We start from the raw sequence: 18,799 nt of genomic DNA, 5'->3' as shown, positions 1-18,799 counted from the left end.
TCGTGTTAATTTATTTATTTATATATACGGTTTTGTTATTTACAAATTCTAAAATTCCTTCTTTGGATAACTCCCGTCCATAACCCGATATCTTGGTGCCTCCAAAGGGCAGTCTCGGATCCGACTTTACCATATCGTTTATGAAAAATGCACCATCTTCTATGTCTGAAATACGATAGCGTGCCGACTCAAAGTCTTTGGTGAACACCATTGACCCTAGTCCAAATTTTGAAGTGCTTGCCATTTTGTAGGCTTCGTCTTCATCTTTTACTTTAATGATAGATGCAACCGGACCGAAGGTTTCTTCATCAAAGGCAGGCATTCCTGGCTTAACGTTAGTCAGTATGGTCGGTTCAAAATATGCACCGTCCATAGTGTTACCTGAAATGAGTTCAGCGCCTATCTCAATGGATTTGTCAACCTGCTTCTTGAGATCTTCAGCAAGATCTGGTCGTGCCAATACCGAAAGTTCTGTCTCAGGATTTGTAGGGTCGCCTATTTTTAGCTTCTTCAATTTTGACTTGAGACGCTCCATAAACTCATCATAGATTTCTTCCACTACAATATAGCGTTTTGCGGCGATACAGCTTTGTCCTGTATTTTGCATACGTGCTTTGAAAATGGTATCCATATATTTGTCGAGATCTGCATCTCCTAAAATTAGGCAGGCGTTGTTTCCGCCTAATTCTAATAACGATTTCTTTAATTGAGCGCTGGCTTGTTCCGCAATACTTTTACCGGCTTTCTCGCTTCCTGTTAAAGATACGGCTTTGATTCTTTCGTCTTTGATGACGGTTTCAATCTGGTCATGGTCGACCAATAAAGTTTGAAAACAACCTTTAGGATAGCCCGCTTCTTCAAAAATATCCTGAATCACTAAGGCACATCCTGTAACGTTGGATGCATGCTTTAAAACGGCTGTATTTCCTGCCGTTAGTGTTGGTAATGCAAACCGAAATACCTGCCAAAAGGGGTAATTCCATGGCATTACTGCGAGAATTATGCCTAGTGGGTCATAGCTGATAAAGCTCTCATGTGCATCGGTTTCAATAATGGCATCCGCAAGAAAATTTTCAGCGTTCTTGGCATAAAAACGTGCGAGTAAGGCGCATTTTTCAATCTCTGCGATACTTTGCGTTATGGGTTTTCCCATTTCGGCCGTCATTAAATCGGCATAAGTTCGCTTTTTGGTTTCCAGAAGTTCGGCAACATCTAGCAAAAGGGCAGAGCGCTCTTCTAATTCTGTATGTCGCCATTCTTCAAACGTAGTTTGTGCTAAAGCTAATTTTTCATCTAGCTCTTTGTCTGAAATATACTTGTATGTTTCAAGCGTTTTGCCTGAATAAGGGTTCTGCGTTTTTATGGTCTTTTTCATATGGATAGCAATTTACTTCAGAATAAAATATCGGCTTAGTTCAATTCAAATTTAAATTAGCTGAAAAAGCCTAGGTAAAACAGTTAATCTAATTTTCTTCTGCGTCAACCCAATTGTATGGTTTTTGTCATCTTTGTACCTGATTAACACAATAAAATATATTATAATGAGCAAGAGTAGCAATACAGTACTAGGATTATTGGCAGGAACCGCCATTGGCGCAACTTTAGGCATTTTGTTTGCCCCAGATAAAGGAAGTATTACACGTCAGCGTTTGTCAGAGGAAGCAATTAACGCTAAAGATAATTTAGCAACAAAGGCAACTGAAGTACGTTCTAAAGTAGCAGAAACTTACGTAGATAAAAAAGGGACTTTTGATGAAAAAATGGATTCAATTCTAACAAGCGCAAGTTACAAAGCTGAAGATGTAATTACTTCATTAGAGTCTAAACTTCAGGATTTGAAAGCAAGAAACAAAAGACTTCAGAAAAATAAAGTAGTCCAAGGAGATAATGCTTAATTCCCTTAATGAGACATCAGATAAGGCGATGGATATTGGTGAAAGGTATGTAAATACCACACGCCAATATCTAAAGCTAAAAATCTTTCAACAGTTATCGGTTTCCATCAGTATGATGGTAAAGTTGCTGGCTATTGGTGCGTTTGTATTTATAGGTCTTATATTTTTTGCCATTGCAGGAGCCATAGAACTGGGTGAAGCTTTTGGTAGTACAACAAAAGGATGTTTAGCGGTTGGTGGAATTGCCTTGGTTTTTGGGGTCATTATTTATTTGATGCGCAAGCGAATCAACACACTAGTTCTTAATAAAATGGCAGATAAATTTTAGGCGATGATGAAACGGTATAAAAATTTTAGTGAAATTGAAGTTGACCTAAAACGTCTCAATCTAGAACGTCAGATTGCCTGGGAAGAATTAAAACTGACTAAGAATGAATTGGTCGAGGATGTTAGCCCTTCGGGTTGGATATCTTCCATTGCCAAATTTGTAGGAAAATATGGTATATGGATGTTAGTAAAGCGATTCTTTAGGTAAGTAAGTATGAAATAAATTAATTTGAGAGTGGGCATTAGCCCACTTTTTTGTTACATGGCCTTTTTAACCCGAAGACTCTTAAGGTCGATATATTTAAAATGTTTTATGCCGATGTGTTCATACTCGTAATCACCATCTTTGATTTCATTTGTCCAATCAATAGCCTCCTGTAGTTGTTGTTCTGAATATTTGCTGTAAAGTGATTCCGATAATAACACATAATCATCACTTTCAATATTATTCTTTAAAAGCTTATGAGCAATGATTACATCTTCTCCCATAAGTTTTATATGCTTGCCAATGGTTACCGCTTCAATATCGGTCCCCAGATGGCAAATAATTTTTAAGCCCAAAGCTTTAGCCAAATCATCGGAACCTTCGATACCTTCGAGCCGATGTCCCAACACTTTTAGTTTGGCGTAAAAATTAAGATAAAATTTTGAGCACTGCGCCATTAACTCTGTTATAGAAGGTAATTCATCTTGTTTAAAAAAGAGGACGGCATCACCTTCAATTTCTGAAACCTTTAAGCCAATTTCATTAGAGTAAATAATATCATTTAGTAAGGATGGAATGACTTTAGAACTTAAGCCCTTGTCATTCTCACTCATAAATTTGGTAAATCCACTGATGTCTGGTATACAAATCAACATAATTGGTAGTGTTTCGATATATAGTTACATCGCGTTATCAGTCAAAGCTAACCAATATTGACACTATAATCATCTTATATATTTTTAAAGTTAACAATCTCTCTATTTGCGCTAAGGGGTGGGCTTTAACCTTGGTACATTTACATCAGTCATTAGAAAAACTATTGACAGCAACCAAAAAAATTAAACAACATGAAATTTAAACACACACTAATGATACTTGCAATGGGTGCCTTTGTAACCAGTTGTAATATTGACCAGAAAAAAGAAATGGAATTGCCAGACGTCGATGTTGACATTGATGCAGAAGCAGGACAACTACCAACCTTCGATGTAGATTGGGCAGACGTTAATGTAGGCACAACAACTAAAATGGTTGAAGTACCAAAAGTGGTTATTGTAATGGAGGAAGAAGAGATTGAAGTACCTTATATCGATGTAGATATGCCAGAAGATGACGATAACGATTGGGGTGAAAAAGAGGAGCGTACAATAGCTGTTGAAGCTGAAGTTACCGATTTTGAGCACAATCTTGACATCAAGCAGATTTGGGCTAAAGGCGATAACCTTTACGTTATTTCTGAATTGGAAAAAGGTGATACCTCAATTGATGATAAAAAGATGAGAGTATCTGACCAAGTAACTATTAATGCTCCGGATTTAGGCGTGAAGTATTACGTTGTTGGTGAAAGACCAGACCGTATTTTCAATACAAGATATACGTATTTTAAAAATATGGATGATTTAAAAGCACGTTTAGGAAACGACGGGTTTACAGTAATCTATAAGTAAATTACGGATGACTATTTTTGAAGCCATTAGACACGACCATGATATTCAGCGCGACTTATTAGACAAGCTCGTTGAAACATCTGGAGACACAAAAGAGCGTACAAAGCTTTTTAAGAAAGTGAAGCAAGAACTGGAAGTCCATGCCAATGCAGAGGAGCGCCATTTCTACAAACCTTTAATTTCTACCGACATGATGCAAGAGCACTCCAGACATGGTATTGCAGAGCATCATGAAATTGATGAGTTAATTGCAAAGCTTGAAGATACTGAGCAAGATTCCTCAGCTTGGTTAAAAATTGCAAAAGACCTTAAACACAAGGTGGAGCATCATTTGGAAGATGAGGAACATACGTTTTTTCAATTGGCGGGTAAGACATTGTCTGAAACCCAGAAATCGGAATTAGCAAAATCCTATTCAAACTATATGAAAGAACACCGATAGAATAGTCAAAATTATGAACACCGAAGCTATCAATCTAGATGTTGTGAAGCAACTTTATAAGGAGCCACAAGATATGGTTGATAGCTTTGATTTAATATATACATCAGACGACTTGCTTACCGTTACCCGAGAACGGAAAGGCAAGTCTTTTGTTTATAGACACTCTGGACGAAAAATAAGTTCTAAGAAAATTCTCGATAGAATCAATCAATTGGTCATTCCTCCAAATTGGACCGATGTGAGGATTGCTTATGATGAACGGGCCCATCTGCAAGCCGTTGGGCGTGATGCCAAAAACCGTAAACAATATCGTTACCATCCACGTTGGAATGCTTTACGGAATAAAACAAAATTCTTTAAGATGTCGGCGTTTGGCGCTAAGCTTCCAAAAATTAGAGCACAAGTTGATAAAGATTTGGCTTTAAAAGAATGGACACAACGGAAGACTTTGGCACTCGTAGTTCGATTAATGGAAGAAACGCATATACGTATAGGAAATGAACAGTATGCCAAGCGAAATAAAACTTATGGTCTCACTACCATGCGGACCAAGCATGTAAATCTTTTTAAAAATAAGTTGAAGTTTGAATTCGTTGGTAAACGTGGCAAAGCCCACAGCATTACATTGAAAAATAAAAAGCTCATCCGCTTAGTTAACCAGTGCGAAGAAATTCCCGGTTGGGAACTATTTAAATTCTATGATGAAAAGGGAACTAAGCAGACCATTGAAAGCTCCATGGTTAATCAATACATTCACGACTTAACAGGACAATTATTTACTGCAAAGGATTATAGAACTTGGGGTGCATCAATCATCGCCTTTGAAACATTAAAATTCTTAGGCATACCTAAAGATGAAAAGACTATTGATAAAAACTTACTTGCCGCTGTTGATGAAGCGCGCCAGGCATTAGGTAATACACGCACGGTGTTGCGGAAATACTATTTACATCCTCATATCGTAAATAGTTACAAAGATGGTAGTATAGCTTCAGCATTCAATATAGCAGATAGTATTGAAAACGACCCATATTTCTCTGCCTCTGAGAAAGCCATGCTTCAATTAATTAAGGCTTATCATCCCAAAATTTAGTTAAAACTTTTTAGCGTCAATAGACTAAGGTTTAGAACAAATCTCAACGCTTTAATCATTGTATTTTAGTAGTGTAAGATAAAGATGCCACGTGACAAGCATCATCTAATTGTCACATTTAAAAATTATGAAAATGAGTACATATACAGAAGAAGTAGGAAACAAATTAAATGAATTATTAGAAAAAACATACGACGCTGAAAAAGGCTATAAAAAGGCCGCCGAGAACACGAGTGAAACGGCATTGAAAAACTTTTTCAACAGAAAAGCGCAAGAGCGTTACGATTTTGGACATGAGTTAAAGTCTGAAATTAGAAGCTTTGGACAGGAAGTTGATAAAGGCGGAAGTGTAACAGGTGCATTACACCGTTCTTGGATGGATGTAAAAGCATTATTTTCTAATGAAGATTCTGAAGCAATGTTAGAAGAAGCCATTAGAGGCGAGAAAGCATCTGTAGAGGAATATTGTGAGATTTTAAACGAGACAAGCTTGCCAGCAAGTACAAAGTCTTTGTTGGAAACTCAGAAAAATTCTATTGAGAATGATCTGTCTAACATTAAAAGAATGGAAGACATCAGATAATAATATATTGAAAAAGAAAGATTGAAGAAAGCCGAGCATTGCTCGGCTTTCTTTTTTTAGGCCAATGCTTATTGCTTTAGAGCACGGAATTCTACGGAGTAATTTCGACATTTATTAAATTATATTAATTAAAACCAACTGATATGAAAAAATTACTTTTAGTATTTGTCCTTATGTTTACGTTTTCAACAGCCTTAACGAGCTGTAGAGAAACCAATAACGATGTTGCCGACGATGTCGAAGATGTTGCGGATGATGTTGAGGATGCAGTAGATTAAAAACATTAAAACATAAAGGTCTTAAGATATTAAGGCCTTTTTTTATGCGCTATGAAGAAATTTTTATTACAAAATAAACGCCCTATTTATGGAGGTTTATTAACAATGTTGTTTGTTGGTATCGGTATTTTTTCCCTTGGAAATTTATCGGGTTATGAAGCACGAAACTTATTGGAATCGTCTATACCGGGTATCAATATGCTCTGTAATACAGTTATTTTAGGTTCTGCTACTATTTTGGCATTGTTGCTTACCGTTATCGGTATAAGTGCTGGACTAGACGCTAAATTGAAGGATAGCTTTTATTTCGGAATTATTAACGTGGCACGCTTTGATACCATATTGTTTATCACGGCAATTGTTCTGTTTCAGATGTTTAATATTCCTATTGTGGAATCTGAAAATGTCCCTACCAATTGGTATGTGACTATTTATTGGTTGACTCTAGCTTGTTCCTCTTTTTTAAGTGGATTTATGGTTGTAGTAATTCTTATGCTATATAATACCGTAGGTCGCGTGATTAGAGTCGCTGGACTTAATCAAGAAACCTCCGATATTATTTTAGATGATGCTGATTCTGAAGAAGAATAAAATTAAAAAAGCTTAGAATTCTTAGCTGTTATTATCTTCTATAGTAACTAAATCATTCAAGGAAATATCATCCTTGTGTTCGTTTCTATAAACACTTGGGCTGATACCAAATCGTTTTTTAAATATTTTGCAGAAATAGCTTCGGCTTGTAATTCCTATCATGTAAACGACTTCAGAAACATTGTAATCCGTGGTACTGAACAGCATTTTTGCTTTATCCAATCTTACGTTTCTAATGAAGTCAGATACCGTAGTGCCATGCATAGACTTGAATCCTTCCTGTAATTTTGCAGGAGAAAGCGTGGATTGAAAGCAGAGCTTTTTAATGGTATGTTGTACTTCAGGATTATCAACAATATATTCCGTTAGTTTTCGTACATGTTGTAACTCTTGGTTACTTAAAGTCGATTTCACACGCTTTACGTAAAGTTCTTGGTAGAATTGATTAAGATAAATTCCCAATACCATTTGGTACTGGCTTTTTAAGTCCAATAAATCCAAAAACTCTTCAGAACGCTCTAGGGTTCTTATTCCTCTTAATTTTTCAGACAGGTTGAGGTTGCTAGAACATAAATACAAATAGTCATGCAACATGTTGAGCGACTTTAATAAGTCATCTGTTTTAGTGGTAATTAAATTCGGACTTGGGTGATGTGCTTTAAAGAACGCCTCCTTATCAATACAGACCATATTAAGTTTCACAGGTCTGTTATTTTTTAAATAAAGTACATTGGTACTGGATTTATGGCTTCCTACAATAGCTGGGCTGAGTTCTTCAACATGAGCTATTTTGTTTTGGTCTTCAAATTTATGGTAGACAATACCTTCGTTCACATAAATAAAATAGAGAAATGAATCAGAATCGTATAATCTCAATTCAATGTTGCTACTAAAGTGTGCGTCTATTTCAACGACTCTAAAACCTAAATCTAATTTTAAAAAACGAATTAGACCTTTACCAAGGTCATGGCTTAAGCTATGGTCATATACATGAGCCAATGGCTTAGGACCCCTTATATCACTCAACTCCAATGTCTTGAGCTGGGACTCCATATTAAATAATTGCTGACTCATAATGATATTTGTTTAATTTCTTTATACTGTAAATTTAACCTATTGATAGCTAGGACGGTAACACGATTGAGGTTATCTGTAACGGTTTACAGCCAAAGTGAAAAAATAATAAGGTTGTGTTAAACTTTTATTGGGTCACTTTTTAGTGCTTTATGAACAATTTAAAAGCACATCAATGCCGTACTTGCATTAAAATTATAGTGTGTTTTATAAACTTTCCATAACGGCAGAATTAGAACGCGTTGAGCAGATGTTCAATGCCAAGTTCAAGTACCCGTTTTTGTATGAAAGTGAACCTATAATAAATGGCTTACAGGAGCAATCCATACCTATAATCAGAAATACGAGTCCTAAAGAAATAAACCATGCTATCTGGGGAATCTTACCTCCAGATTTTAGGGAAGATTGGGAGGATTTTCAAACTTTAGACAATACCTTAAATATTGACGTTGATGATTTAAATAAGCGCCAATGGGTAAAAGATATTTCTGAGTATAATCGCTGTAGTATTTTAGTTACTGGATTTTTCACCAGCTTTATGCATAAAGGCGAAGTTTATCCATTCTATGTATACCGAAAAGACAAACATCCTTTTGCCTTAGCCGGAATTTATACAAAACTCGAGGATGGTTTCTTTACGACTACGGTTTTAACAAGCCAAACGGAAAATAGGTATAAGAGCATTCACAATCTTGGTAACAGCATGCCGATAGTATTAGATGACATAACCTCACAGTTTTGGTTACAGGGAAAAGGTGAGATAAACCGTGAGCTATTGAAGGATTTTGTTAGTCCTGAGCTTAAGGCTCATCCAATTTCTAAAGAATTTTTTAAGAATAACATCATTTTCGATGATATTCTAAAACCGGCACATTATCAAAAATTACCGCTTCTTTCTCTGAAATGATTGTGCTTGCTTTTTGAATTTCTCCCTGTACTTCATAGGCAGAATACCGTAGCTATCAAAAAACAGTTTTGAGAAATAACTACGACTCTTATAACCAATCTGATATACAATTTCTGAAATAGAATAGTTACTGTTTTCAATAAGGTCTCTTGCCATTTCCATCTTCTTCAGCTTTACAAATGAATTAATGGACATACCATGATATAATCTAAACATAGCCTGAAGCTTGCGCTGTGTATAACCGTATTTAGAACAGAGTTCTGCTACAGTTTTAAATTCGTTGATATTTTCCGATATATAATCGCTTATGGCTTTAAGTCTAATAAGGTCAGACTTGGAGATGAAATTGGGATAACTATTTTGTTGCAAAGACTTTTGGTAGTCACTTAATTGCGTTGCAATGATTCGGTAGCATTTACTTTCCAAATCGAGCTGTCTTACAGAAGGGGACATTTTTATAGACGCAGGTTTAGCCATCATATCTTTAAGACCTAGATTAAAATTGCCCAAATGTACAAGAGGCAAATCTTCTTCAGGAGTGACTAGTATATCTTTTAACTCGTCATTTATAGTCGATATTTCAAGATTTTTATGTTGTATAAAAGTTTCAGCTACGACTTTCACAATGGTCAATTCAACCGTGGTTTGTCCTTGAAAAATAAATATGTCGCGAGCACTAATATTATTTCTAAGAATGCAGTTTTGGTACTGTTCAATAGAAACTGGCTCTACATTATCACTATATGGATTGTAAGATATTGAACCTGCAGTCATATAAATAAAGGCTAAAGGATTAGATGCATCGCCAGAACAAATAATTTCAGTATCATCAATAAACTGTAACTGGTAACGATACAATGCCATACCCTTATTAAAAAAAGTGGCTTGTACTTTTCCTTTTCCTAAACTATTATTAAATGTTAGAACCACTTCATTTTGGGAGCTGGTAAGTTCTCCGTTTAAGTGAAAATTTAGTTGTTCTAAATATGGTTGATTGAGTGCTAAATCAATATGATATGTATTCATAAATTACCCAATACTATTTCTAATGGATTTTATTATCCTTTAATTTCGAAGTACAAAAAAACAGGAATAGTCAAAAATGCCTTAGCAATTTTGCAACAAAGAATAACAAAATAGACTCGTTTTGTGTCTAACCGAAGGTATTAAAGGTTAAACAAAAGTTAAGAAAATAGCTTATGCAGAACGATTTTCTCTGCTCTGTTTTAGGTATTTGTTAGGGGTCATTTTATACTTTTCCTTGAAGAGTTTGGAAAAATAACTTCGGGAGTTAATACCTACGGCATAGGTGATTTCAGTGATATTCATATCACTAGTTTCTATGAGTTCCTTGGCTTTAACGATGCGTTTAGATTTGATGTAATCGTTAACAGAACTTTTAAACAAGCGCTGAAATCCCGATTGTAAAGTGTTTTGATTCAGCCCAACCTTTTTGGCGAGTTGGTTAACACTCATAGTTGTTGCCAAATCGTTTTTAACCAATTCGGCTGCTTTTTCCACTTTATCAAGTGTGGACTTTCTTAAGATTTCCCGTTTTTCAGGATCATTTTGGTCATCGGAGAATTGCTGTAATTGGTAGGCCAGCATTTCAAACGCCTTACTTTCTATAAAGATAGACTTCAGAAGCCCTTCTTTATCTGTATTTTTTATACTGTCAATAGCCTCTGCAGTTTCCAAGGAATAAAATCCTTTGTAACAGAATAGATTTACTCCGTTTAAATCTTGAAAAATAGTTTCAATTTCTGGAGGCATGGAATCTAAAAAATCACACACTTTAGGCTCAAACTTTCTACGGTTAATCACCAACATGATAAAACACGTGGCTTTTTCTTTATCAATCACTAATGTGTTGAAATCCTTCATATCGTTAGAGAACATAATACTTTCAAACTTATTGATGTCTGTCTTTGTGTTGGATGAAGATTCTATATGGGTAATTGAAGATTCAGAATTAAAAAGGATAGAAAGGGGGTTGGTACTCTCTTTTTTCAATTCAATCTTTAGTGATTTATTCAGGAGAAAATCAGCTTCTATTACAGATAAGCCATTTTCAAAAATTGTAGCTTTTAAATAACCCGAACCTCTTTTTTCTGGAATTTCTAGACAATGTTCATTGTTTTCGGACTCCAGGGAACCTTCAAAAGCCTTCTCTAATTGCTTAACAATATTCTTGGCGTTATCAGCCTTTACGGTTATGGATGTATACATTTTGCTATAAAATTATAGTTAAAGGTAGGGACAGTTCTTGGGAAAATATCTAAAAAAACGCATAAGGTTAATTTTGATATCGATTCAGCACTTTTGAGGCGATAAGTTGCATTAATTTTACAAAGCAAATTTAGCGGTAATAAATTTTTTTAGTCAACAAATTTATTAGTTTAGTTAGGGCTTGGTAACCCAGAAAGGCGGACATCACACTTTGATGTTCGCTTTTTTATTTAATACGTTTATAATTTTCAGAATAGACAAAATGCCCACTTTCATCCACAGCAATCTGGGAGAATTTGTTATTATCCAAAACCAACCTGAATTTAAATTCATTATTCTCAGCAATAATATTGTTCATCGTCTGTGAGCCAAAATCCATAGTTTCAACCAACGTACTGTCTGTAGTTTTAAAAGTGCCGTAGGCAAACCATTCAGAAGAGTCTGCTGGAACCAATTTACACCACATTACTTTGTCCTTACTATACATTTTAATTTGGCGGTGCCCAGCATCGGTGGCAAAAGAATCTACAACTTTGTCGTCCTTGTAATTGTAGTAACCAGTCATTTCCCAGTTGCCTTCAATAGATAATTCATTCACAACAGTGTCTTCGTAATCTACAGTTATTGTGCTATCAGAATCAGTGTTTTTGTTTTGTTGACAAGCCACAAGGCTTAGGCAACATGCTATCCATACTAAAGTTTTCATGGTTTGTGAGTTTAATGATGGTATTTTCAATAAGTTACAAAATTTTTGTCAATTCTATTTTTGTCATAGTTTGAATTGATTTTACCATTGACCATGTTAATAACTTCTCTGTAAGTTCTATACCTAAAATCCTACTTTTGTTTGTATAAAATTGAACGATTATGTCAGACGCTATTGAAAAAGTAAAATGTTTAATTATAGGCTCTGGGCCTGCGGGTTACACGGCGGCGATTTATGCCGCAAGAGCTAACATGTTTCCTGTATTATACCAAGGTGAGCAACCTGGAGGTCAGTTGACTACTACCAATGATGTAGAGAATTTTCCTGGTTATCCGGATGGGATTACAGGACCAGAAATGATGATACAATTGCAAAAGCAAGCTGAACGTTTTGGAACCGACGTACGACACGGATGGGTGACCAAAGTTGATTTCAACGGCGAAATCCACAAAGTTTGGATTAACGAAACCAAAGAGATTCATGCTGAAACTGTAATTATCTCAACAGGCGCTTCAGCAAAATATTTAGGATTGCCTTCAGAACAAAAATATTTAAAGCTTGGTGGTGGTGTTTCTGCCTGTGCGGTTTGTGATGGATTCTTCTATAGAAATCAGGAAGTTGTAATTGTAGGTGCTGGAGATTCTGCATGTGAAGAAGCACATTATTTATCTAAGCTCTGTAAAAAAGTAACCATGTTGGTGCGCCGTGATGTCTTTAGAGCGTCTAAGATTATGGCAGAGCGTGTAAAGAATACGGCAAATATTGAAATCCTTTTCAATACTGAAACTGAAGAAGTTTTAGGAGATGGTCAAGTAGTGACTGGTGTAAGAGTAAAGAACAATCAGACGGGTGAGGAGCAGACTATTGACGCTACTGGATTCTTTGTGGCTATTGGGCACAAGCCAAATACCGATATTTTTAAAGGCTACTTGGATTTGGATGAAACAGGCTATATTATTAATGCTTCACCAGGAACCAGTAAAACCAATGTTGAAGGTGTGTTTGTAAGTGGCGATGCGGCAGACCATGTTTACCGACAAGCTATTACTGCAGCAGGAACAGGTTGTATGGCTGCCTTAGATGCTGAACGTTACCTCGCAGCTAAGGATGCTAGTTTTGAAGTGTCTACGCCGACGTATAATTAAACATCTTATACACAAAGAATAGGAAACTGGGATTTAAACATCATGAGTGTGTTTAAAACCCAGTTTTTTTGTGATATCCTATTATAAATTATCTCGCTAGCTGATAGGTTTAAATTCCACCTTTGCTTTGGCATAGTCCTCAGCGTCAAAATACATTTCAACACCTTTTAAGAGCTCCACCTTTTTCTTTTCGCCTTTCTTAATGCTTATGGTTTTAAGAATTGCGCCCTTTTTTTGAAGCCGAATTGAAAATTCATTCTTACCAATATTTTCTACTATGGCTACAGAATCCATTCCCAAATAGGGATTGATAGCGGCATCTTGTCCAGGGCCTTTACCTGCTATGGACATACTGTCAGTAGGTTCTAATTCAATAATGTCTTGTGCAAGGCTTATGTTACTTCCAAGAAACATTAGGCTCAAGAGTAGGAGTGCTTTTTTCATGATATGTTTTTTTATAAAGATAAGTTATTTGATAAAAAGCATCACAATAGGGTTTCTAAAAACCCAAAGAACTCTAACTGAAATCTAATTTTAAGCGTAGTTTGTTTTTTTTAAATGTGAAGGTTTTGGCCTGTTACATTCAGTTTTTTTCAAGTTCAGCTCTAATTAATTGTAACAGTACATCTATATCTTTGCTGATTTGAATGAGCAAATTTTTATTTGAATTTAAAATGCCATAAACGTTTCTACATTCAGCAACTAATTCTTCGTAATGTTCTTTGAATAATAAAGGGTCAGGATTTTCATCTACATTCTGTAAATAGCCAATTTTTTTATAAATGACAGGAAATAGTTGGAAATGGTACTTATTTTCGATTGTGGCATCCATGATGGCATGTCTCTCATACTGATGGTCATAGAGATTGACTAATGAGGCCTTTACTTTCTTTGATTTAATGAGGTCCATTGAGTTATTGGAGACGATTGAGTTATAAATCCCAGTCTTTGGGAAGAAACTATAGACTCCCGATCCTATATCTGAAATCAATTGACTAAGATTAGTGTCTTCAAATGCAATGGACTCTTGACTCGCTTGATTTAAAATCAACTCCTTCTGTACGTTTAAGCTCTTACTTTGTGATTTAATTATACGCTGAACTTCAGTTGAATCTTGAACGAGTGAGTTTTGTAAGTTCAGATAGATTTCGTTAGCTACTTTTTTCGATTTTCTATTTTCATTCCAATTATTAATAGATAAAGCGATTAAAATACCAATGACAACCAGAATTATTTCTCCTATGGCGTATTTAAGGTAGCGTGAGGTTTTGTTTTGGTCTAACATCGATTTTCTAATCTTTCTGAAGAACTTAATCATATTTATAGTTTCTGTTTTTTCCGTCCCGAAGTTTCGGAAGCTATCTCCACCAAATGTCCTGTGGACATTTGGTTTTGCTTAAACAAAATTGTGTTTCGATAACGTATTTTCCGTAAGAATTTTAGCATTGGATAGTGGTTGTACTTTTGTTATTTTTCCTTTCCTTATTGAATTTTACAAGCAAATTTTATCTCTTCAATAGTTGTTGAGATGTTCTTCTAGCGTTGAAATCAGTTTATTAGTTTCACTTAGAGATTCTATAGTGTTTTCAAAGTATAAATCAGTGATAAAACGATACATTTTTACAGCTTGTCTGAAATCTCTATTTAGTCTTAAATTTTTGTAGTCAATGGGCACATGAATAACTTTACTTCCAGTAGAATTTTCTAAAAATATTGTATTAAAGTCTTTTTTTTGATGTTCAGTTATATATTCATATTGTTCCTGTTTCACTAATTCAAACTGTCTATAAGTTTGAGGTACAGTTTGAGTAAAGTATATACCTATATTCTCTCTTATCTGTCTATCTTTAATTATATTAAATCCAAGGGACTTAAGTGTTTCGTAACCTGTTATTTTGTAATCTATATTCGAAAAATTAAAGATTCGGGTAAAATGAATAGCCATAGAATCATTGTAAACTGGTTGGTCAATAAAATAGTCTTCAACCAACTTCATTGACCTTATATATCTAGGTAATGTTCCGCTATCCTTTTTTGACAGTTCTATGAGTTGTTTTCTACTTTCCTTTAGATCAGATATTATCTCTTGTATAATTTCCTTTTCAACTTTTGTTTTACCAACTTCTTCATTCCAATTATTGATTTGCAAGGCAATCAAAATTCCGACAACTACAAGTATAATTTCACCGATTGCATATTTCAAATACTTTCCAGTTTTATTTTTCTCCATAAGGTCATAGCGTATTTTTCGGAAGAATTTTAGCATTGTTAGTCTTTTGTAATTTCTTTGGAAATCAATTCAACTACAGTTTTGTTTAATTCTTTCATGCTTTTGTAATCTTCAATAATTAAGGCATTGGTGAATACGGCTAAAACAAATCCGTTTTTAAATAACTTGTTATTTAAAAGTTGTTCTAATTCAGGTCTCGAAAGTTCTATGGTATTATCAAAGGCTCCATTATTGGCGTAAGACAGGAAGCTATTAGCCAACGGGTCTAAATCTACAGTATTGAACCAAGGATTGTAGAAATAGTGTTCTAAATCATGTCTTAAATGGTCTCTGTAGGATATAATTTGTTTGTGAATTAAGTCTAAATTTAGGAGACCATTTTTAATGGAGTCGTTTGAAATGATGGTTAAATTTCCAGAATTCAATAATTCTAAATACGTGTTGTTGTTTCTCTGAAATTCTTGCCATATACCCACGTTAAATGTATGGTAATTAAACATTTGAATATTTTCTACCGGCTTACCATTAAAGTGTTCAAGTGCCGTTTGGGCGGAGTTAACTATACTTTCTCTAATACCGATATAGCGTTCAAGTTCGCTTTCTTCAAAAACTAAATCTGCCTTAAGATTTTTTAAAAACTGTACTTCTTTTGCTCTTTGTTTGTTTAACTCGTTGTTGTTATTAATCTGTAAAGCAATCAAAATCCCGATGACAACGAGAATAATTTCACCGATGGCATAAAGTAGATACTTGCTGAATCTGCTTGTCCGTCCTTCTGGCGAGTTTTCAGAAAGGAGTCTTAGTCTTATGTTTCGGAAAAACTTAATCATTGGTTGGTTGGTATTGATGACAACGACAAGTCTTAGCTAAGTATAGCCTTGATTTTGTGTCTGTTGTACTGCAAGGTACTAAAAACCATATACAAACTGCCTTCTAAAAACTCTGCGTTTTAAGTAGTGCTAAGCCAATGAAATTAGAGGTATATGTAGAGATTAGAATTTGTTATAGATAGTACGGTGGGTTATTACCTTAATTAGTTCTAAACCACCGTAGTTTTAACCTTTATCATCAATCACATAATAACCCATAATCATCTAAGAATCTTTTAATTTCATCACCTCTGAATGGAAAATTCAGAGAAACATTTGTTACGACTTAAGTAATGTAACCACAAGGTGGTATAGAATGAAAACGAATAGTAATTTAACAGTTTTAGTGCGTGTTTTTCTCAGTCCAGATAATAAAGTCTTCAAAAATTTGGCCCCATTTTCGTTCTACCTTTCCATCTTTGTGTTTCAGATTAAAGCCGTGGTCACAACCTACACAAACGTTATAGGTAAGGTTTGATTTTTTCAATCGTGCAAATTCCAACGGAATAAGATAAGTGCTTTCAATTGGTGCGCTTTTATCCATTGTTGCAACCTGAACGAAAATAGGGATGTCTAATTTCAGCAAGTTATTAATTGGTGGTTCTGCATAGGACCACCATCTTAGGTTGGTATATCCACTACCGCTGGTATTTAAATAGTCTTTAACTAGGTTTTTAAATGCGTCAATGGTCTTATCGATTCGAGATTGCGCTACGGAATCAGAAATTTTGCCTTTGTAATACTCTATCCTATTTTCAAGTATAAAATCGTAATAATCTGGTAAAGCATTTCCGGCCCAAAACCCTAGATGTGTAATTTTGGTGTTTATGCTCGCTAATTTAGCGCCAACCGGAGCACCTTCGGAATGGCCATAGACAATAACTTTCTCAAAATCAGTTTTGGATGTTAGGTGTTCAATAACAGCATTTGCTCTTGACACTCTATTGTCTAAAGAATTCTTCTCTTGATAGATTTTTGGTTTAGGTATGTCATCTTCATTGATAGCTTTTTCAAAACCAATTTTTTCAATCACTACGTATAGATAGTCTTCGGAAATAGTTTTAAATTCTCCATTAAGCCAGCAGAGTTTCTGAACGTTTCCATCCTTAATTCGGTAAGAAAATTGAGGACTTGGGTCGCTACCTTGTAGATAAACGATAAGTTTGGTTTTTGCTTGATTACCTTTCTTATAGGTGTAAAAGACAATGTCATCATTGTTAGCCTTAATGGATTTTTGTTGAAATCCGTAATGTTCAACAATTTCAGCTTTGGTTGGGATATGTTGTGCGTTGCAACTCACGCTTAGAAACACCGTTAGCAAGATTATTGAAAATTTATTCATAATGTGTTGTTCAGATGCATCTTAATGGTGTTGCAGGTTTCCGTAACTAATTTAGTAAATACTAACTGAATAGAAAATTTGGGACTCCCGAATCTTCGGGGTTCGTAGGTGGGCGAGTGCTAGAAATGTATTATACACGGTTTTAGCCACTGTGTTATTTATTCAGTTGTAAATTCTTTTACGTTTTCTCGAATATATTTAATTCGTAAATCGCTAATACTTTCTATATCTCCTAATTCGTAAAATTCATCATCAAGTTTATTTAAAGGATTGTCTTTATAAGATTCACTGAAACTTTCCATAGTTCCGTCATCAAATTCCTCTAAACGCTCTTTATTCTCTGCATATATTTTATTCGCACGAGTAGTTAATTCCGCATGTTTTTCCGCTCCAATTGTTTTAAATCCTATTTCAGCCATTTTAAAAAATTGTCCACTAGAATTAAAATAGAATTGGTTAAATCCTCCATTATTAACTTCTCCTTCTAAAATCCAAGTTGACCAAAACGCTTGTTGTCCATTTGATAATTTATTTAGATTTTCAAATTCATTATCAAAGTCATTTTTTATATTTTCATAGATATTATCGAAAACAGCTTGTTCAAGTTCGTCATCAGGAATTTTATTGATAATTTCAGATGTAAGAACTTTATATATTTTCCGATTGTTCCAATCATCTAATATTTTGTCCATTTCAATTTCGTCTTTAGATTTTTCAGGTTGTTTTTTGCATCCGAAAAAACTTAAAATAGATGTTAGAATCATTATCGTTATTATCCTTTTGTTCATTGGTTTGGTTACATTGTGGCTAACGGAAGGGCTACGCGCAGTGCGACCCTGGATTTGTGTTTGTTGTAACTGCAAGTTACATAAAAACGCAAATACAGATTGGGTCGTGCCATCCCGAAGCGTCGGGAGCGTTCCCGCCAGAGGCAGACAGGTAGCCAGAGACATGTTGAGTTACCTTGTGCTCAAGCGCCGTTGATGGCTGATGTGCGTATGACTCCCGCTGATGAAGCAATTCGGTGTAGCATTTATGAAAAGTAAAAAAATCACAGAAGTAGCATTAAAAGCTAAAAATATTAGCAAAATTTGGACAAATGAGATTGAAGCTAGTAATTATAATAGTAAGCTTTTTTGTACGTAACAAATAAAACAAGCATAAGCTATTTCAGCTAATTTATTAATCATTCTGTCGTTTTTATCCTGAATAAAACAGGATAAAAACGACATTAGGCACTAAGTTAGCAAATAAATCACAGATAGAAAGTCCGCGAGGACTTTCGTAAGTAGGCTAGAACTAGCAATGAATTATACACGTCTTAAGTTTACAATCCATTAAATTTAGAGTTATAAACAGAAAAGACAAAAGAGAGGATCAAGGTTATTATACACGTAGAAGCCTAGACTTCGTCAACATTGAAAATCCCCTCTCT

Annotated in this window: 23 protein-coding genes; 11 read left to right on the top strand and 12 right to left on the bottom strand. The window is 34.9% G+C overall.

All coding sequences use genetic code 11. The features are described from left to right. Positions 1-10: 10 nt before the first annotated feature. Positions 11-1,375, bottom strand: coding sequence for an NAD-dependent succinate-semialdehyde dehydrogenase (locus ACFOSX_RS13170; RefSeq protein ID WP_386102065.1), 1,365 nt, complete (start codon positions 1,373-1,375; stop codon positions 11-13). 166 nt (positions 1,376-1,541) lie between these two features. Between ACFOSX_RS13170 and ACFOSX_RS13165 the strand changes: the two genes are divergently transcribed. Genes ACFOSX_RS13165 through ACFOSX_RS13155 form a run of 3 tightly spaced genes read left to right on the top strand, consistent with a single transcriptional unit; the run spans position 1,542 to position 2,430 of the window. Then, positions 1,542-1,895, top strand: a complete 354-nt coding sequence (locus ACFOSX_RS13165; RefSeq protein WP_386102062.1) for a YtxH domain-containing protein — start codon at positions 1,542-1,544, stop codon at positions 1,893-1,895. Beyond that, positions 1,888-2,223 (top strand): hypothetical protein, encoded by a 336-nt coding sequence (locus ACFOSX_RS13160; RefSeq protein WP_386102059.1) that lies wholly within the window; start codon positions 1,888-1,890, stop codon positions 2,221-2,223. The genes ACFOSX_RS13165 and ACFOSX_RS13160 overlap by 8 nt, the downstream gene beginning before the upstream one ends. A 3-nt stretch (positions 2,224-2,226) precedes the next feature. Next, positions 2,227-2,430, top strand: a complete 204-nt coding sequence (locus ACFOSX_RS13155) for a DUF6327 family protein (protein WP_386102056.1) — start codon at positions 2,227-2,229, stop codon at positions 2,428-2,430. 50 nt (positions 2,431-2,480) lie between these two features. On the opposite strand, the gene ACFOSX_RS13150 is transcribed toward ACFOSX_RS13155, so the two are convergent. After that, entirely contained in the window at positions 2,481-3,083 is a 603-nt protein-coding gene (locus ACFOSX_RS13150) for a DUF2652 domain-containing protein (RefSeq protein WP_386102053.1), read from the bottom strand. A gap of 192 nt (positions 3,084-3,275) precedes the next feature. Here ACFOSX_RS13150 and ACFOSX_RS13145 point away from each other — a divergent pair, with 192 nt between their 5' ends. From ACFOSX_RS13145 to ACFOSX_RS13120, 6 genes are all read left to right on the top strand, one after another. Further along, positions 3,276-3,875 carry a hypothetical protein gene (locus ACFOSX_RS13145; RefSeq protein ID WP_386102051.1) on the top strand — a complete coding sequence of 200 codons (600 nt, stop codon included), beginning with the start codon at positions 3,276-3,278 and terminating at the stop codon, positions 3,873-3,875. 7 nt (positions 3,876-3,882) lie between these two features. Continuing rightward, positions 3,883-4,317: a hemerythrin domain-containing protein gene (locus ACFOSX_RS13140; RefSeq protein ID WP_386102048.1), complete on the top strand. Its 435-nt coding sequence runs from the start codon at positions 3,883-3,885 to the stop codon at positions 4,315-4,317. Between the two features lie 13 nt (positions 4,318-4,330). Further along, positions 4,331-5,410 (top strand): DNA topoisomerase IB, encoded by a 1,080-nt coding sequence (locus tag ACFOSX_RS13135; RefSeq protein ID WP_386102045.1) that lies wholly within the window; start codon positions 4,331-4,333, stop codon positions 5,408-5,410. Positions 5,411-5,543: 133 nt separating this feature from the next. Then, positions 5,544-5,993 carry a ferritin-like domain-containing protein gene (locus tag ACFOSX_RS13130; protein ID WP_386102042.1) on the top strand — a complete coding sequence of 150 codons (450 nt, stop codon included), beginning with the start codon at positions 5,544-5,546 and terminating at the stop codon, positions 5,991-5,993. Between the two features lie 143 nt (positions 5,994-6,136). Next, positions 6,137-6,271, top strand: coding sequence for a hypothetical protein (locus ACFOSX_RS13125; protein ID WP_386102039.1), 135 nt, complete (start codon positions 6,137-6,139; stop codon positions 6,269-6,271). Between the two features lie 51 nt (positions 6,272-6,322). Next, positions 6,323-6,862 carry a hypothetical protein gene (locus ACFOSX_RS13120; RefSeq protein WP_386102036.1) on the top strand — a complete coding sequence of 180 codons (540 nt, stop codon included), beginning with the start codon at positions 6,323-6,325 and terminating at the stop codon, positions 6,860-6,862. Between the two features lie 21 nt (positions 6,863-6,883). On the opposite strand, the gene ACFOSX_RS13115 is transcribed toward ACFOSX_RS13120, so the two are convergent. After that, positions 6,884-7,936, bottom strand: coding sequence for a helix-turn-helix transcriptional regulator (locus ACFOSX_RS13115; protein ID WP_386102033.1), 1,053 nt, complete (start codon positions 7,934-7,936; stop codon positions 6,884-6,886). A 202-nt stretch (positions 7,937-8,138) separates the two neighbouring features. Here ACFOSX_RS13115 and ACFOSX_RS13110 point away from each other — a divergent pair, with 202 nt between their 5' ends. Continuing rightward, positions 8,139-8,843 (top strand): SOS response-associated peptidase family protein, encoded by a 705-nt coding sequence (locus ACFOSX_RS13110; RefSeq protein ID WP_386102030.1) that lies wholly within the window; start codon positions 8,139-8,141, stop codon positions 8,841-8,843. Here the strand turns inward: ACFOSX_RS13110 and ACFOSX_RS13105 are convergent. The 3 genes from ACFOSX_RS13105 to ACFOSX_RS13095 all read right to left on the bottom strand — a co-directional run bounded on the left by ACFOSX_RS13105 (position 8,820) and on the right by ACFOSX_RS13095 (position 11,778). Next, complete coding sequence (locus ACFOSX_RS13105) at positions 8,820-9,869, bottom strand: helix-turn-helix domain-containing protein (protein ID WP_386102027.1); 1,050 nt, start codon at positions 9,867-9,869, stop codon at positions 8,820-8,822. The two genes, ACFOSX_RS13110 and ACFOSX_RS13105, sit on opposite strands and share 24 nt — an antisense overlap. Positions 9,870-10,040: 171 nt before the next feature. After that, on the bottom strand, positions 10,041-11,072 hold the full coding sequence (locus tag ACFOSX_RS13100; RefSeq protein WP_386102024.1) for a helix-turn-helix domain-containing protein: 1,032 nt from the start codon (positions 11,070-11,072) through the stop codon (positions 10,041-10,043). 226 nt (positions 11,073-11,298) lie between these two features. Continuing rightward, positions 11,299-11,778, bottom strand: a complete 480-nt coding sequence (locus ACFOSX_RS13095; protein ID WP_386102021.1) for a hypothetical protein — start codon at positions 11,776-11,778, stop codon at positions 11,299-11,301. Between the two features lie 161 nt (positions 11,779-11,939). On the opposite strand from ACFOSX_RS13095, the gene trxB reads away from it, so the two are divergent. Continuing rightward, on the top strand, positions 11,940-12,923 hold the full coding sequence (trxB, locus tag ACFOSX_RS13090; protein WP_386102018.1) for a thioredoxin-disulfide reductase: 984 nt from the start codon (positions 11,940-11,942) through the stop codon (positions 12,921-12,923). A gap of 96 nt (positions 12,924-13,019) precedes the next feature. Here the strand turns inward: trxB and ACFOSX_RS13085 are convergent, their stop codons facing one another. The 6 genes from ACFOSX_RS13085 to ACFOSX_RS13060 form a co-directional block, all read right to left on the bottom strand. Beyond that, positions 13,020-13,367, bottom strand: coding sequence for a hypothetical protein (locus ACFOSX_RS13085; RefSeq protein WP_386102015.1), 348 nt, complete (start codon positions 13,365-13,367; stop codon positions 13,020-13,022). Positions 13,368-13,506: 139 nt separating this feature from the next. Beyond that, a complete protein-coding gene (locus tag ACFOSX_RS13080) occupies positions 13,507-14,241 on the bottom strand; it encodes a DUF6090 family protein (protein ID WP_386102012.1) in 735 nt (244 codons plus the stop codon). A gap of 195 nt (positions 14,242-14,436) precedes the next feature. Continuing rightward, the gene (locus ACFOSX_RS13075; RefSeq protein WP_386102009.1) at positions 14,437-15,153 is read right to left on the bottom strand and encodes a hypothetical protein; all 717 of its coding nucleotides are present in this window, start codon (positions 15,151-15,153) and stop codon (positions 14,437-14,439) included. Between the two features lie 38 nt (positions 15,154-15,191). Next, positions 15,192-15,983 (bottom strand): DUF6090 family protein, encoded by a 792-nt coding sequence (locus tag ACFOSX_RS13070; RefSeq protein WP_386102006.1) that lies wholly within the window; start codon positions 15,981-15,983, stop codon positions 15,192-15,194. Between the two features lie 382 nt (positions 15,984-16,365). After that, positions 16,366-17,364, bottom strand: a complete 999-nt coding sequence (locus ACFOSX_RS13065; protein ID WP_386102003.1) for a hypothetical protein — start codon at positions 17,362-17,364, stop codon at positions 16,366-16,368. 158 nt (positions 17,365-17,522) lie between these two features. Continuing rightward, a complete protein-coding gene (locus ACFOSX_RS13060) occupies positions 17,523-18,317 on the bottom strand; it encodes a DMP19 family protein (RefSeq protein ID WP_386102000.1) in 795 nt (264 codons plus the stop codon). Between the last annotated feature and the right edge of the window lie 482 nt (positions 18,318-18,799).

Origin of the sequence: Winogradskyella maritima (assembly GCF_042650215.1) — a bacterium.
Classification (GTDB): domain Bacteria; phylum Bacteroidota; class Bacteroidia; order Flavobacteriales; family Flavobacteriaceae; genus Winogradskyella; species Winogradskyella maritima.
This window is presented reverse-complemented; position numbering and strand designations above follow the sequence as displayed.

Excerpts from the sequence above, each read along its gene's own strand:
- ACFOSX_RS13145 (WP_386102051.1), top strand. The coding sequence starts at position 3,276 with ATGAAATTTAAACACACACTAATGATACTTGCAATGGGTGCCTTTGTA.
- ACFOSX_RS13095 (WP_386102021.1), bottom strand. The coding sequence starts at position 11,778 with ATGAAAACTTTAGTATGGATAGCATGTTGCCTAAGCCTTGTGGCTTGT.
- ACFOSX_RS13120 (WP_386102036.1), top strand. The coding sequence starts at position 6,323 with ATGAAGAAATTTTTATTACAAAATAAACGCCCTATTTATGGAGGTTTA.
- ACFOSX_RS13075 (WP_386102009.1), bottom strand. The coding sequence starts at position 15,153 with ATGGAGAAAAATAAAACTGGAAAGTATTTGAAATATGCAATCGGTGAA.
- ACFOSX_RS13140 (WP_386102048.1), top strand. The coding sequence starts at position 3,883 with ATGACTATTTTTGAAGCCATTAGACACGACCATGATATTCAGCGCGAC.
- ACFOSX_RS13135 (WP_386102045.1), top strand. The coding sequence starts at position 4,331 with ATGAACACCGAAGCTATCAATCTAGATGTTGTGAAGCAACTTTATAAG.
- ACFOSX_RS13130 (WP_386102042.1), top strand. The coding sequence starts at position 5,544 with ATGAGTACATATACAGAAGAAGTAGGAAACAAATTAAATGAATTATTA.
- ACFOSX_RS13115 (WP_386102033.1), bottom strand. The coding sequence starts at position 7,936 with ATGAGTCAGCAATTATTTAATATGGAGTCCCAGCTCAAGACATTGGAG.
- ACFOSX_RS13105 (WP_386102027.1), bottom strand. The coding sequence starts at position 9,869 with ATGAATACATATCATATTGATTTAGCACTCAATCAACCATATTTAGAA.
- ACFOSX_RS13070 (WP_386102006.1), bottom strand. The coding sequence starts at position 15,983 with ATGATTAAGTTTTTCCGAAACATAAGACTAAGACTCCTTTCTGAAAAC.
- ACFOSX_RS13170 (WP_386102065.1), bottom strand. The coding sequence starts at position 1,375 with ATGAAAAAGACCATAAAAACGCAGAACCCTTATTCAGGCAAAACGCTT.
- ACFOSX_RS13155 (WP_386102056.1), top strand. The coding sequence starts at position 2,227 with ATGATGAAACGGTATAAAAATTTTAGTGAAATTGAAGTTGACCTAAAA.
- ACFOSX_RS13160 (WP_386102059.1), top strand. The coding sequence starts at position 1,888 with ATGCTTAATTCCCTTAATGAGACATCAGATAAGGCGATGGATATTGGT.
- ACFOSX_RS13100 (WP_386102024.1), bottom strand. The coding sequence starts at position 11,072 with ATGTATACATCCATAACCGTAAAGGCTGATAACGCCAAGAATATTGTT.
- ACFOSX_RS13150 (WP_386102053.1), bottom strand. The coding sequence starts at position 3,083 with ATGTTGATTTGTATACCAGACATCAGTGGATTTACCAAATTTATGAGT.
- ACFOSX_RS13125 (WP_386102039.1), top strand. The coding sequence starts at position 6,137 with ATGAAAAAATTACTTTTAGTATTTGTCCTTATGTTTACGTTTTCAACA.
- ACFOSX_RS13085 (WP_386102015.1), bottom strand. The coding sequence starts at position 13,367 with ATGAAAAAAGCACTCCTACTCTTGAGCCTAATGTTTCTTGGAAGTAAC.
- ACFOSX_RS13060 (WP_386102000.1), bottom strand. The coding sequence starts at position 18,317 with ATGTCTCTGGCTACCTGTCTGCCTCTGGCGGGAACGCTCCCGACGCTT.
- ACFOSX_RS13080 (WP_386102012.1), bottom strand. The coding sequence starts at position 14,241 with ATGATTAAGTTCTTCAGAAAGATTAGAAAATCGATGTTAGACCAAAAC.
- ACFOSX_RS13165 (WP_386102062.1), top strand. The coding sequence starts at position 1,542 with ATGAGCAAGAGTAGCAATACAGTACTAGGATTATTGGCAGGAACCGCC.
- ACFOSX_RS13065 (WP_386102003.1), bottom strand. The coding sequence starts at position 17,364 with ATGAATAAATTTTCAATAATCTTGCTAACGGTGTTTCTAAGCGTGAGT.
- trxB (WP_386102018.1), top strand. The coding sequence starts at position 11,940 with ATGTCAGACGCTATTGAAAAAGTAAAATGTTTAATTATAGGCTCTGGG.